This is a genomic window from Vibrio sp. ED004, assembly GCF_023206395.1.
Classification (GTDB): Bacteria; Pseudomonadota; Gammaproteobacteria; order Enterobacterales; family Vibrionaceae; genus Vibrio.
On sequence record NZ_CP066149.1, the window covers coordinates 2,390,225 to 2,404,590 of the forward strand.

A 14,366-nucleotide genomic window follows, 5' to 3' on the forward strand; every position below is an offset into this window, starting at 1 on the left:
ATTTAACGTGTCATATGAACTGATAGGCTTGTTAGCAGGCCTTGGTGCTATTGTTGGTGTTTTAGCTGGCTTGCTAGGCATTGGTGGTGGTTTGCTGGTGGTTCCTGCCTTACTGTTTTTGCTTCCTAAAGCGGGTATACCTCAAGAGTTTGCAATGCAAATGGCACTGGCTACGTCGCTATCCACCATTATTGTTACGTCGGGATCGTCTGCGATTAACCACTTAAAGTTGGGTAACGTGGATATCTTTGTCGTTAAGTGGTTAATGCCAGGAGTGGTTGTCGGTGGTTTCCTCGGTTCTTTTGTGGCCGAAGTGATTCCGGCTCAGTATCTGCCAAAAGTATTCGGTATGATCGTGTTGGTGTTGGCTTTGCAAATGCTGTTGTCGATTCGCTCTAAGAGTCAGAAAGCGATGCCAGGCTCAGCTAAAACCATGTTATGTGGCGGCGGTATTGGTTTGGTATCAAGCTTAGCGGGTATTGGTGGTGGGTCGTTGTCTGTGCCTTTTCTTAACCATCACGGTGTGGAAATGCGCAAAGCGGTTGGCTCATCTTCGGTGTGTGGCTGTGTTATTGCGATCTCGGGAATGCTCGGTTTCATCTGGCATGGTTCTTCTGTCGATGATCTGCCTGCATTTAGCTTGGGCTATGTTTATCTTCCTGCTTTGATTGCGATATCTTGTACTTCCGTTTTGACGACGCGAGTGGGTGCGAAACTGGCGACTCAATTGCCAACCCCTGTGTTGAAGAAATTCTTTGCGGTATTTTTAATGTTTATAGCAGCCACAATGTTGCTGTAGTGTCTTTTCTGTTAGCTGTGAGCTAACAGTTGATCAATTTAGATAGAGAGCCAAGTATGTCTCAGGGTTTTATCGAATTCCCAAATATCGATCCTGTTCTTATTGAACTAGGACCAATCTCAGTTCGTTGGTACGGCCTAATGTACCTAGTCGGTTTTATGTTCGCTCTTTGGTTAGCAAATCGCCGAGCTGATCAGCCAGGTAGTGGTTGGACTCGTGAGCAAGTATCAGACTTACTGTTTGCTGGCTTTCTAGGTGTGGTTCTTGGTGGTCGTATTGGCTACGTACTTTTCTACAACTTCGACCTTTTCTTAGCAGACCCACTTTACCTATTTAAGGTATGGACTGGCGGCATGTCTTTCCATGGTGGTTTGCTGGGTGTTATCACCGCAATGTTTTGGTATGCGAAAAAGAACGGTCGCACCTTCTTTGGTGTAGCAGACATGATTGCACCATTAGTACCATTTGGTTTAGGTATGGGCCGTCTAGGTAACTTCATGAACAGCGAGCTTTGGGGCCGTGTGACTGATGTGCCATGGGCAATCGTGTTCCCGAATGGTGGTCCACTTCCTCGTCACCCATCTCAGCTTTATGAAATGGCGCTTGAAGGTATTGTTCTATTCTTCATCTTGAACTGGTTTATTAAAAAGCCGCGCCCTCTTGGTTCTGTATCAGGATTATTCCTAGCAGGATATGGTACATTCCGTTTCTTAGTAGAATACGTACGTGAACCAGATGCTCATCTAGGCTTGTTCGGCGGATTTATCTCGATGGGACAAATCCTGTCACTGCCAATGGTTATCATCGGTGTACTGATGATGGTTTGGGCATACAAACGCGGTCACTACAAAGACGAATTACCACAACAAACGAAGTAAGGAATTGGTGTGAAACAGTATTTAGATCTCTGTCAGCGTATCGTTGATGACGGTACTTGGATTGAAAATGAACGCACGGGTAAACGCTGCCTAACTGTGATCAATGCTGACCTGGAATATGATGTTGGTAATAACCAGTTCTCTCTAGTAACAACACGCAAGAGCTTCTGGAAAGCGGCGGTTGCTGAACTGCTTGGCTACATCCGTGGTTACGATAATGCTGAAGACTTCCGTAAACTAGGCACTAAAACTTGGGATGCGAACTCTAACCTGAACGAAGCATGGCTGAACAACCCTTACCGCAAGGGTGAAGATGACATGGGTCGTGTTTATGGTGTTCAAGGACGAGCATGGGCAAAGCCTGATGGCGATCATGTCGACCAGCTGAAGAAGATTGTTGATGATCTAACGAACGGTATCGATGACCGTGGTGAAATCCTAAACTTCTACAATCCAGGTGAGTTCCACATGGGGTGCTTACGTCCGTGTATGTACAGCCACCACTTCTCTCTACTTGGTGACACTCTGTACCTAAACAGCACTCAACGCTCTTGTGACGTGCCGCTAGGTCTGAACTTCAACATGGTTCAAGTGTATGTGTTCTTGGCTATCATGGCGCAAATCACTGGCAAGAAGCCGGGTGTGGCTTACCACAAGCTGGTTAATGCTCATATCTACGAAGACCAATTAGCGCCAATGCGTGATATTCAGTTGAAGCGTGAGCCTCTAGCTGGCCCAACATTCCATATCAATCCAGAGATTAAGTCTCTAGAAGATTTGGAAACGTGGGTAACGATGGATGACTTCTGGGTTGAAGGCTACGAATGTCATGAAGCGATTAAGTACCCGTTCTCGGTTTAATTTAATCCGCTTTGTTTGATAGAAAGGCTGCCACTGTGCAGCCTTTTTTATGGTTCATCGCGGATTAGCGGGAACTAAAAACAAAAACGGTAGTAAGTGATATGGTTTAGTCGCCAAACAAAAATCATACACAAACTACCGTTTCCATGCCGAATCATACTTTCCTATCTTCATTCTGGGAAGGCTTTCAAATAGTAAAGTCTCACCAGACAGCATCACTTATTACCCTTACTCTTAAACCTAACTCTGAGGCTAAATGCCTTTGTGGTCTCGAGGCAGAGGCTATCCATGAATATCAATGGCGCAATGTGAAAGAGGCCATGTTACTCGGTGTTCCTGTTGAACTTTCCGTTCAAACACGAAGGGTTAAGTGTAGTGACTGCGGCATAAAAACAGAGTCGCTATCTTGGTTAGAGCCTTATGCTCGTATAACGAAGCGCCTAAAAAGCTATATAGAACAACTTTTACCCCTTCTTCCCATTAAGCATATTTCTCAGCTAACTAGCGTTCATTGGCACACCATTAAAGAGATAGATAAACGCCGACTTAGACAAGTGGTACCGCCAGTTAAATGGGAGGAACTAAGACAACTCGTCATGGATGAGTTCGCCATCTTTAAAGGACATCGGTATGCCACTGTCATCGCTGATGCTAAGACTCACCAAGTCATTTGGATAGGGTTAGGCCGTAGCCGCAAGGACATACGACCGTTCTTCGAGCAGTTAGGCAAGCATGGCAATAATATCGAGGCGGTCGCGATGGACATGAATACGGCTTTTGACCTTGAAGTTCAAGCGCACTGCCCGAACGCAAAAATCGTTTACGACTTGTTCCATGTTGTAGCTAAGTTCGGTCGTGAGGTAATGGATAGAGTCAGAGTCGACCAAGCCAATAAACTCAAGCAAGATAAAAAAGCGAGACAATGGGTCAAACGCTCACGCTGGGTGTTGTTGAAGAACAGAGGCAACTTAAATACTCGGCAAGACAGCTATCTTACCGAAATATTGAATATCAATAAGGACTTGATGACCACTTATATACTCGGAGCCCAACTCAAAGAGCTTTGGTATTGTGAGTCAGAAAGGCACTTGCCGCTAAGGGGCTCTGGGATGCGTGGTATGAACAGGTACAAGAGAGTGGAATTAAACCATTGAAAGAGTTTGCACGAAAACTGAGTCCTTATCTTCACGGCATTATCGCATCGGCAAGTTACCCGTTAAACACCTGCACACTGGAAGGGATAAACAACAAGATAAAACTAATCAAGCGAATGGGGTATGGGTATCGAGATACAGACTACTTCTTCTTGAAGATAAAAGCGGCTTTCCCCGGAAAGCCGCGATGTGAACCAAGAAAAAGCCCGCAACTTAGGTTGCGGGCTTTGTTATAAGCGATGTTTGTTTTGCTGTTAAGCAGTAAGAGCTAACACGCTACCAGGCAGTACAAGGAATACCGCAACAAGGTAACCAGCCACTACAGCTTTATTCTTCACAGCCATGTCTGAAATCAAGTCAGCTGCTTTAACTGGTAGTTCACGCAGGAACGGAATACCGAAGATGAATACCGTTGCCATGATGTTGAACACCAAGTGTACTAGAGCAATCTGTAGTGCGAATACTGCGAACTCACCAGATACTGCTGTTGCTGCAAGTAGAGCGGTAATACATGTACCGATGTTTGCGCCCAGAGTGAATGGGTAAACGTCACGTACTTTAAGAACACCTGAACCTACTAGCGGAACCATCAAGCTTGTTGTCGTTGAAGAAGACTGAACAAGGATAGTAACGATAGAGCCAGAAGCGATACCGTGGATTGGACCACGACCGATTGCGTTCTTTAGAATCTCACGAGCACGGCCAACCATTAGGCTCTTCATTAGCTTACCCATTACTGTGATAGCTACGAAGATAGTCGCGATACCAAGAACGATAAGCATGATGCCGCCAACAGTGTCGCCAAATGTTGATAGTGGCTCTTTAATCGCGCTTACTACAGGTTTAGTGATTGGCTTGATGAAGTTAAGACCCTTCATGCTCATATCACCTGTTGCTAGCATTGGAGATACTAACCAGTGAGAAATCTTCTCTAGAATACCAAACGCCATCTCTAGTGGTAGGAAGATAGCAACGGCTAATAGGTTAAAGAAGTCGTGAATGGTCGCACTTGCGAATGCACGCTTGAACTCTTCTTTACAACGAACATGACCAAGACTAACTAGCGTATTGGTTACCGTAGTACCAATGTTTGCACCCATGATCATAGGGATTGCTAGCTCAACAGGTAAACCACCTGCCACAAGGCCAACGATAATTGAAGTAACTGTACTTGATGACTGAATAAGTGCTGTTGCCACTAAACCAATCATTAAGCCTGCAACTGGGTGTGAAGCAAATTCAAAAAGAACCTTTGCTTGCTCGCCTGTTGCCCATTTGAAGCCTGTACCAACCATTGAAACTGAAAGTAATAGTAGGTAAAGCATGAATGCCAAGTTAGCCCAGCGTAGCCAACGAGTTGTGCTCGAGATAGGCGCTGCTGCAGTAGTAGCTTGGTTCATAATGTTTTCTCCATTGGACCGTTTAAGTCTGTGTTTGGTCTGTTTGTTTAATCTGAGCGTGATGTTAGAGGGGAAATATTTCAGTAATATTACATTTTGGTTTAGGTAAGACTTTTTTGTGATGATTTACTCTTTAAATATTCCTACAGCTAATGTGGTTATTTTAAGTGTCTGTTTTTAAATGAATTTAAAAGGTGTTTCTATAGGTGATATAGATCTTAAAAGTTAGAAAAAAATTGAAAATAATCGCTCAAATATTACATTATGAAATCACACACTTCGAAAAAATAAGTGGTAACTAGAGTTTAAGTTAGGTTTTTCCGAGTTTGTTGAGTGGGAGTGTCATATTTGATATAAAAGGGTATCTACTCCTTTATTACGGCACACCTATGTCGCACCTCAACTATAACCATCTTTATTACTTCTGGATGGTCTGCAAGCAAGGCTCTGTTACCAAAGCGGCAGAAGCTTTATTTCTCACTCCTCAAACGGTAACGGGTCAGATAAAAGCATTAGAAGAGCGAATGGACGGCAAGCTGACCAAGCGCAACGGACGTAGTGTTGAGCCAACAGAGCTTGGGCAGCTGGTCTTTAAGTATGCTGACCGCATGTTTGGCCTGAGTTATGAAATGCTCGATATCGTGAATTACAGCCAGCACTCCAATATTCTGTTTGATGTGGGTGTAGCGGATGCGCTGTCAAAAAGGCTCGTGAGCAAGATCTTAATGTCGACGATTCCAGAAGATAACAGTATCCACCTTCGCTGTTTTGAATCGACTCACGAAATGCTCCTTGAGCAACTCTCTCAACATAAGCTCGATATGATTTTGTCTGACTGTCCGGTGGATTCTAGCCAAAGCCCGGGCTTGTTTAGCAAGAAGCTGGGTGAGAGTGGCATGAGCTTTTTCAGTTCAGGCAAGGTTGAAGGCGTTAACTTCCCGGCAGTATTAGAACAAAGGAAGCTTTTGATCCCAGGTAGCCGAACCTCTATGGGACGTAAAGTGCTGCAATGGTTTGATAGACAAGGGCTTAAACCTGATATTTTGGGTGAGTTTGATGATGCGGCATTGATGAAAGCATTTGCTCGTTATCATCATGACGCTATTTTCTTGGCACCGACGCTGTATATGTCTGAAGTGGAAGAAGATACTTCGCTGCAATTATTGGGTGGTATTGAAGAGCTAAAAGAGGAGTACTACGTCATATTTGCTGAGAGGATGATCCAACATCCAGCAGTTAAAAACGTATGTGACGCAGATTTTAGCAAATTGTTCGAGTGAGATAGTTTGTTAATGAATTGATATCGATTATCATAACTCCGCAATATGCCGGAAATACTGATAGCCCGTAGTTGGCGAAAAGGTTGTAGGGAGCCAAACTATGAACTTAAAAGAGATGGAGAAGAACTCAGCACAAGCTGTGATTCTACTCAAAGCCATGGCCAACGAGCGTCGCTTACAGATCTTATGCCTATTACATGGTACTGAACTGTCGGTTGGGGAGTTGTGTGGCAAGTTGGAACTGAGTCAGTCTGCTTTATCTCAACATCTTGCTTGGTTGAGAAGAGATGGTTTGGTCGAAACTCGCAAAGAAGCTCAGACTGTGTATTACACATTGAGCAGTGAAGAAGTAAAAGCGATGATTAACCTACTGCATGGTATTTACTGCAAGTAGCTTATTACTGATGAGGGAGATGATTTCTTGTCAGGGATAAGGTCGACACAAGGAAGTGTCAGTATTTCACGTCGAACGTTAATCCTGAACAGCTTGTTTTCCTATCGACTTATTCTGTTTATTGAAAAGCCGGTTCGGTGAATAAGCAAAACTGTTTTCAGTGAGTAAAGTCGCTTTTAGTCAGTAAATAGCAGCGTTACTCAAAATTTAGATATAAAAAAACCGGCCTAGGCCGGTTTTTTTCGTTTTGCGTTGTAATCAAATTTCTATTAAAGAGCTTTGATTGCAGCAGCGAAACGAGACTTATGACGTGCAGCTTTATTCTTATGAATAAGGCCTTTAGTCGCCATACGGTCAAGAAGTGGTGTAACTTCTACAAGAGCAGCAGTTGCAGCTTCTTTATCACCAGCTGCGATAGCTGCGATAGTCTTTTTCATGTAAGTGCGCATCATAGAACGACGGCTAGCATTGTGCTGGCGACGTTTCTCAGCTTGGATAGCGCGCTTCTTAGCAGATTTACTGTTTGCCAAGGGTCTAACTCCCAAAAACTTAGTTCGGTGACAATTTAAGGGCGAGGACTATCCCTCATTAGCGCTTAATTGTCAAATGATTTGTGCAAAAACCAATCGTAGCCAAACAAACTTTGGTATGGAAAGGTCATCGCGGTTAAGATGGCGGGGATTCTAACAGCATTTTTAGACCAATGCTAATAAATATGCTTCTTAGGATAGGATAGTATTTATCCTCGCTTGAAAGTAATCAACTAGTGTCAGAGGTTTCTGTGAGTAAACGACTATTAAAGTCAGGCCTGATTGTCAGTGCTATGACTTTTGTTTCCCGTGTATTGGGGCTAGTACGTGATGTAGTAGTAGCAAATTTGATGGGGGCAGGAGCGAGTGCCGACGTATTTTTCTTCGCTAACAAAATCCCTAATTTCTTACGTCGACTTTTTGCAGAAGGTGCGTTTTCTCAAGCGTTTGTTCCTGTATTAACGGAATATCACGCGGCAGGTGATAAAGATAAGACTCGAGATTTAATTGCTAAGGTGTCTGGTACGCTCGGGGTTTTAGTGTCTATCGTGACGGTTATCGGGGTCTTGGGCTCTGGTGTGATCACCGCGATGTTTGGTGCAGGTTGGTTTATCGACTGGTTGAATGATGGCCCTGCGGCGCCTAAATTTGAGCTGGCGAGCTTCATGCTCAAGATTACCTTTCCTTATTTATGGTTTATCACCTTTGTTGCTTTATCTGGTGCGATTCTTAATACATTAGGTAAATTTGCGGTCTCTTCTTTTACCCCCGTGTTCTTGAACGTAATGATCATCGGCGCAGCGTGGTTTATCTCTCCTAATCTAGAACAGCCTGAAATCGGCTTGGCTATCGGTGTATTCCTCGGTGGCTTAATCCAATTCCTATTCCAAATGCCTTTCTTAATAAAAGCGGGTGTGTTGGTTAAGCCGAAGTGGGGCTGGAGAGATCCGGGCGTCGTTAAGATCCGCACATTAATGATCCCCGCTCTGTTTGGTGTGTCTGTTAGCCAAATCAACTTACTGTTTGATACCTTCATTGCCAGTTTCCTAGCAACGGGCTCTATCAGTTGGTTGTACTACTCAGACCGCTTACTTGAATTCCCATTAGGGTTGTTTGGTATTGCGATTGCGACGGTGATTCTTCCTGCTTTATCTCGTAAGCACGTAGACGCTCAAGGGGAAGGGTTCGCACATACCATGGACTGGGGCGTACGCATGGTGTTGCTGCTTGGTATTCCTGCGATGTTAGGTCTTATCGTTTTAGCTAAACCTATGTTAATGGTGCTCTTCATGCGTGGTGAGTTCTCTCCACACGATGTACAGCAGGCATCAATGTCATTGGTTGCTTACGCATCTGGCTTGCTTAACTTCATGCTGATAAAAGTATTGGCTCCGGGTTACTACTCTCGCCAAGATACGAAAACACCGGTTAAGTACGGCATTATCGCTATGGTGACCAATATGGTGTTTAACGCGATCTTTGCTTATTTCTATGGTTATGTTGGCTTGGCGATTGCGACCGCATTGTCAGCCTTTGTGAATATGGCCTTGTTATATAGAGGATTACATCTTGCGGGTGTATATCAATTAACGAAGACAACCTTATTGTTCAGTGCCAAATTGATTCTCTCGGGTGTGGTGATGGTAGCCGCTATTTTATGGCAGCTGGATAATATGCAACATTGGCTTGAATGGAGCTTTAGCCAGAGAGCGCTGACATTAACAGGCTTGATTGGACTTGGTGGCTTTGTTTATATTGTTTCGGTACTGATTTTAGGTATCCGAGTAAAACATTTAAAAGCAGCGACAGATTAATACTGATTAGTATATAATCCGTCGGTTTCACACAATAAATGATGCAAATAACAGGTTTTAGCTGATCATAATGGAACTGATCCGAGGTATACACAATATTAAAGCGCAGCATCATGGCTGTGTATTAACCATAGGTAACTTCGATGGTGTTCATTTAGGACATCAAGAGGTTCTGAGTCAGGTTTCTAAACAAGCTGCAGCATTAGGGCTACCTTCTGTTGTTATGACGTTTGAGCCGCAGCCTATGGAGCTGTTTGCCCGAGATAGAGCGCCAGCACGTTTAACTCGCTTACGCGATAAGTACGTGCAACTGAGCAAGCTGGATATCAGTCGTTTATTGTGTGTCAATTTTAATCAGTATTTTGCAAGTTTATCCGCAGAAGCATTCATTAAAAATCTTTTGGTTGATAAGCTTGGTGTGAAGTTCTTGGTGGTTGGTGACGATTTTTGCTTTGGCAAAGGCCGCACTGGTAATTTCGCTATGCTTAAAGAAGCGGGCGAAAAGTATGGTTTTGAGGTGGTAAGCACCCAAAGTTATTGCTTAAACCAATTACGAGTCAGCAGTACTGAGATACGAAATGCATTAGCGGTCGATGACTTGGCTGCAAGTGCTACCATGTTAGGACGTGATTACAGTATTAGTGGTCGTGTGTCCCATGGTCGTAAACTGGGGAGAACCATAGGTTTCCCTACCGCTAATATTCCATTAAAGCGTTGTGTTTCTCCTGTATCGGGAGTGTATGTTGTTGAAGCATTGGATATCGACGGGGTTCCTGTCGGTGGCGTTGCTAATATTGGACAACGACCAACAGTTAATGGTGTAAGGCAGCAATTAGAAGTGCACTTTTTTGACTTTAAAGCCAATTTGTATGGTAAACAGTTAGAAGTACGACTTTTGCACAAACTGCGCGACGAGATAAAATTTGAATCGTTCGACGCATTAAAGAATCAAATAGAATTGGATGCTGAAGCCGCAAGGGTGTGGCTGCTTCAGCTAAAGAATTAATCGGATGATTCCACCGATTAACATAATGTCTAACTTCGCCCAATATAACGGAATTAAGAATCGATGAGTGATTATAAAGATACCCTGAACTTACCAGAAACAGGGTTCCCAATGCGCGGCAATCTGGCAAATCGTGAGCCAGAAATGCTTAAGCGTTGGTACAAAGAAGATCTTTACGGCGAAATCCGTAAGGCAAAGAAAGGTAAAAAATCTTTCGTACTGCATGATGGCCCTCCATACGCGAACGGCGATATTCACATTGGCCACGCGCTGAATAAGATTCTTAAAGACATTATTATTAAATCTAAGACCCTTTCTGGTTTTGATGCACCGTACATCCCTGGTTGGGACTGTCACGGTCTTCCAATCGAGCTAATGGTTGAGAAGAAGAAAGGTAAGCCTGGTCAGAAGATTTCGGCTGCTGAATTCCGCGAAGAGTGTCGTAAGTACGCTGCGGGCCAAGTTGAAGGTCAGAAAGAGAGCTTCAAACGTCTTGGTATCATGGGCGAGTGGGACAAACCTTACCGCACTATGGATTTTGGCACAGAAGCGAACATCATTCGTTCTCTAGGTAAAATCGCAGATAAAGGTCATCTTCTTAAAGGTTTCAAACCAGTTCACTGGTGTACTGACTGTGGTTCTGCTCTGGCTGAAGCTGAAGTTGAATACAAAGATAAAGTTTCTCCATCTATCGATGTGAAATTTACTGCAGCTGACGAAGCGGCGCTTCTAGATAAATTTACTCTAGCTGAAGGCCACGCGGGTCAGGGCGAAATCTCTATCGTTATCTGGACAACAACACCATGGACTCTGCCAGCTAACCGCGCAGTATGTCTACGTGATGATCTTGAATACGTGCTTATCCAAGTTGAAGCGAATGGCGACCAGCCTGCTCAACGTATCGTTGTTGCTTCTGAACTAGCAAAAGACGTAATGGATCGTGCAGGTATCGAGCACTTCCATAACCTTGGTTTTGCTACTGGTGCTGATCTTGAGCTTTCTCAGTTCAACCACCCGTTCTACGACTTTACTGTTCCAGCTGTTCTTGGTGACCACGTTACAACGGATTCAGGTACTGGTGTGGTTCACACAGCGCCTGGTCACGGTCAAGAGGATTTCGTGGTTGGTAAGAAGTACAACCTAGAAATCGCTAACCCAGTAGGCTCAAACGGCGTTTACCTGCCAGATACTGAGCTATTTGCTGGTCAGCATGTATTCAAAGCGAACGATTCTGTTTTAGAAGTTCTAAAAGAGAAAGGTGCACTTCTGCATCACCACGCTTACGAGCACAGCTACCCACACTGTTGGAGACATAAAACTCCAATCATCTTCCGTGCAACACCACAATGGTTCATCTCTATGGATCAAGCTGGCCTACGTGCAAAAGCACTAGAGTCAACTAAGAATGTTGAGTGGATGCCGGAGTGGGGTCAAAGCCGTATCGAAGGTATGATCGAAGGTCGCCCTGAGTGGTGTATCTCTCGTCAACGTACTTGGGGTGTGCCAATTGCTCTGTTCGTTCATAAAGAAACGTCAGAACTTCACCCTGATAGCCCAGCACTTATTGAAAAAGTAGCGAAGCTAGTTGAAGAGAAAGGCATTCAAGCTTGGTGGGATGTAGACGCTGCTGAACTTATGGGCGCAGAAGACGCTGATAAGTACGAAAAAGTAATGGATACACTAGACGTATGGTTCGACTCAGGTGTTACGCACTTCTCTGTTGTTGATTCTCGTGAAGAATACAACGGCAACAGTGCTGATCTTTACCTTGAGGGTTCAGACCAACACCGTGGCTGGTTCCAGTCTTCTCTAATTTCATCTATCGCGATGAAAGACGAAGCACCATACAAGCAAGTACTAACTCACGGTTTCGTGGTTGATGGTAACGGCCGTAAGATGTCTAAATCTATCGGTAACGTTGTTGCACCTAAAGATGTAACCAACAAGCTAGGTGCAGACATTCTGCGTCTATGGGTTGCTTCTACAGACTACACGGGTGAAGTTGCGGTTTCTGATGAAATCCTGAAGCGTTCAGCTGATGCTTACCGTCGTATTCGTAACACAGCTCGTTTCTTCCTAGCGAACCTGAACGGTTTCAACCCTGAAACTGACCTAGTTCCTGCTGAAGAGATGGTTGCACTTGATCGCTGGGCTGTTGGCCGTGCTCAAGCTGCACAAGAAGAGATCGTTAAAGCATACGGTGAGTACAACACTCACGGTGTAACTCAGCGTCTAATGCAGTTCTGTTCTATCGAAATGGGTTCTTTCTACCTAGACGTAATCAAAGACCGTCAGTACACAGCAAAGCAGGGCAGCCATGCTCAACGTAGCTGTCAGACTGCGCTTTACTACATCGTAGAAGCTCTAGTTCGTTGGATGGCACCTATCATGTCGTTCACTGCAGATGAAATCTGGAACGAGATGCCAAGCTCTTTACCAACTGGAGAGCAACGCGACAAGTTCGTATTCACTGATGAGTGGTTCGAAGGTCTATTTGGTCTTGCTGAAGGCGAAGAGCTAAGCAACGAATTCTGGGCTGAAATCCAAACCGTTCGTGGCGCAGTGAACAAGCTTCTTGAAGACGCTCGTAAAGAGAAAACAATCGGTGGTGCTCTGCAAGCTGAAGTGACTCTATACGCTGACGACGCACTAGCGGCTAAGATCAACAAGCTAGAAGATGAGCTACGTTTCGTACTTATCACTTCTGCTGCGGTTGTTAAGCCACTAAGCGAGAAGTCTGATGCAGCTCAAGCGACAGACGTTGAAGGTCTATTTGTTGAAGTAGCAGCGACTGAAGCTGAGAAGTGTGACCGTTGCTGGCACCACACTCCAGATGTAGGCACTATCGAAGGTCACGAGAAAGTTTGTGGTCGTTGTGTGTCGAACATTGACGGTGAAGGCGAAGTGCGTAAATTCGCATAACCGCTCAGAGAAAGACTGAACTTTTTGTAAAAATTATAGCCCCAGTATCAACTGGGGTTATTTTTAATTATAGGAAATGTGTTTCGCCAAGTTGGGTACTGATGATCACTTAAATCAGGTGAGAATGAATACCAGCTTCGTAAATACTAGGAATAGAAATGAGTGAAGTTTCGTTAAAACAATCTGGTGTGCGTTGGTTATGGTTGGCTCTATTGGTCTTCCTTGCAGATATCGGCATTAAACTTTTTGTCATGGACAACATGGGTTATGGCTGGGCAAACCGTATTGAGGTGCTGCCGTTCTTTAACTTCTTGTACGTTCATAACTACGGTGCAGCATTTAGTTTCTTGAGCGACCAAAGTGGTTGGCAGCGTTGGTTATTTACCGGTATCGCATTTGCAGTAACGGGCATGCTGACGTACTGGATGAGCAAACTACCAGCGACAGAAAAGTGGAACAACATCGCTTATGCAATCATCATTGGTGGTGCGGTTGGCAACGTATTTGACCGTGTAGTACACGGCTTTGTTGTCGATTACTTAGACTTCTACTGGGGCACTTACCACTGGCCTGCATTCAACTTAGCGGATATGGGAATCTGTATCGGTGCTGCGATGATCATCCTCGATGGTTTCCGCAAGAAAGATGAAAGCAAATAGGCGAATAAGCCTTAAGTAAAAACGCTTTGAAATAGATTGCCTTAAAGTCAGTCTATGACTCACAGAATAGAATAGCCCTAAGCGCTGTCGGTTGATTCCGGTGGCGCTTTTTTTTATGCTGCAACTAATATGAGAGCAAAGCAGAATGCGTTCTCAAATAATAAAAGAAGTCTAAGGAAAGTAACGTGGCAGCAATTAAAAATGATTCAGCAGTAACCCTACATTTTACGATTAAGATGAAGGATGGTTCAGTTGCCGATAGTACGGAAAATATGGGCAAACCAGCGAAGTTCGTTATGGGTGATGGCAGCCTAAGCGAGAACTTCGAAGCATGCCTGCTTGGACTTGAAGAAGGCACAGAAAAGTCTATCGAACTGAAAGCGCAAGATGCGTTCGGTATGCCTAATCCAGACCATATTCACCATATGGATAAAGCAAAATTTGTTGGTGGTAATGATGTTGAAGTCGGCACCATCATGGCATTCTCTGGCCCTGACGGTATGGAAATCCCAGGTATTATTACAGATATCGCAGGTGACTCAGTGACGGTTGATTTTAATCACCCACTTGCAGGCCAAGACGTTACGTTTGATGTCAATATCTTAGCTGTCGAATAACATCACCTTACAGCTGTGACACAACCCAGAGCTTCACTGTCTAGGCGCTTCA

12 protein-coding genes and 1 pseudogene are annotated in these 14,366 nt (G+C 44.3%); 11 read left to right on the plus strand and 2 right to left on the minus strand.

Annotated features, from left to right (window positions below):
- Positions 1 to 7 precede the first annotated feature (7 nt).
- From ITG10_RS10780 to ITG10_RS10795, 4 genes and pseudogenes are all read left to right on the plus strand, one after another.
- Positions 8 to 799, plus strand: coding sequence for a sulfite exporter TauE/SafE family protein (locus ITG10_RS10780; RefSeq protein WP_017630215.1), 792 nt, complete (start codon positions 8 to 10; stop codon positions 797 to 799).
- Positions 800 to 855: 56 nt separating this feature from the next.
- Positions 856 to 1,677, plus strand: coding sequence for a prolipoprotein diacylglyceryl transferase (gene lgt / locus ITG10_RS10785; RefSeq protein WP_017059338.1), 822 nt, complete (start codon positions 856 to 858; stop codon positions 1,675 to 1,677).
- A 9-nt stretch (positions 1,678 to 1,686) separates the two neighbouring features.
- Entirely contained in the window at positions 1,687 to 2,538 is an 852-nt protein-coding gene (locus ITG10_RS10790; protein ID WP_017630214.1) for a thymidylate synthase, read from the plus strand.
- A 146-nt stretch (positions 2,539 to 2,684) separates the two neighbouring features.
- Positions 2,685 to 3,928: pseudogene (locus ITG10_RS10795) on the plus strand (ISL3 family transposase).
- Between the two features lie 18 nt (positions 3,929 to 3,946).
- Here ITG10_RS10795 and ITG10_RS10800 read toward each other — a convergent pair.
- Positions 3,947 to 5,092, minus strand: a complete 1,146-nt coding sequence (locus tag ITG10_RS10800; RefSeq protein ID WP_017629800.1) for a Na/Pi symporter — start codon at positions 5,090 to 5,092, stop codon at positions 3,947 to 3,949.
- A 389-nt stretch (positions 5,093 to 5,481) separates the two neighbouring features.
- Here ITG10_RS10800 and nhaR point away from each other — a divergent pair, with 389 nt between their 5' ends.
- Entirely contained in the window at positions 5,482 to 6,372 is an 891-nt protein-coding gene (gene nhaR / locus ITG10_RS10805; RefSeq protein WP_017629799.1) for a transcriptional activator NhaR, read from the plus strand.
- Positions 6,373 to 6,472: 100 nt separating this feature from the next.
- Complete coding sequence (locus ITG10_RS10810) at positions 6,473 to 6,766, plus strand: metalloregulator ArsR/SmtB family transcription factor (RefSeq protein ID WP_004735028.1); 294 nt, start codon at positions 6,473 to 6,475, stop codon at positions 6,764 to 6,766.
- Positions 6,767 to 7,035: 269 nt separating this feature from the next.
- Here the strand turns inward: ITG10_RS10810 and rpsT are convergent, their stop codons facing one another.
- Positions 7,036 to 7,296 carry a 30S ribosomal protein S20 gene (rpsT, locus tag ITG10_RS10815; protein ID WP_004739529.1) on the minus strand — a complete coding sequence of 87 codons (261 nt, stop codon included), beginning with the start codon at positions 7,294 to 7,296 and terminating at the stop codon, positions 7,036 to 7,038.
- A gap of 251 nt (positions 7,297 to 7,547) precedes the next feature.
- On the opposite strand from rpsT, the gene murJ reads away from it, so the two are divergent.
- The 5 genes from murJ (at position 7,548) to fkpB (ending at position 14,314) form a co-directional block, all read left to right on the plus strand.
- On the plus strand, positions 7,548 to 9,110 hold the full coding sequence (gene murJ / locus ITG10_RS10820; RefSeq protein ID WP_128644334.1) for a murein biosynthesis integral membrane protein MurJ: 1,563 nt from the start codon (positions 7,548 to 7,550) through the stop codon (positions 9,108 to 9,110).
- Between the two features lie 70 nt (positions 9,111 to 9,180).
- Positions 9,181 to 10,116 carry a bifunctional riboflavin kinase/FAD synthetase gene (gene ribF, locus ITG10_RS10825; protein WP_017629797.1) on the plus strand — a complete coding sequence of 312 codons (936 nt, stop codon included), beginning with the start codon at positions 9,181 to 9,183 and terminating at the stop codon, positions 10,114 to 10,116.
- Between the two features lie 63 nt (positions 10,117 to 10,179).
- Positions 10,180 to 13,038: an isoleucine--tRNA ligase gene (gene ileS / locus ITG10_RS10830; protein ID WP_017629796.1), complete on the plus strand. Its 2,859-nt coding sequence runs from the start codon at positions 10,180 to 10,182 to the stop codon at positions 13,036 to 13,038.
- Positions 13,039 to 13,196: 158 nt separating this feature from the next.
- Positions 13,197 to 13,697, plus strand: coding sequence for a signal peptidase II (gene lspA, locus ITG10_RS10835; protein WP_004739521.1), 501 nt, complete (start codon positions 13,197 to 13,199; stop codon positions 13,695 to 13,697).
- A 185-nt stretch (positions 13,698 to 13,882) separates the two neighbouring features.
- Positions 13,883 to 14,314, plus strand: coding sequence for an FKBP-type peptidyl-prolyl cis-trans isomerase (gene fkpB / locus ITG10_RS10840; protein WP_017629795.1), 432 nt, complete (start codon positions 13,883 to 13,885; stop codon positions 14,312 to 14,314).
- Positions 14,315 to 14,366: the final 52 nt, after the last annotated feature.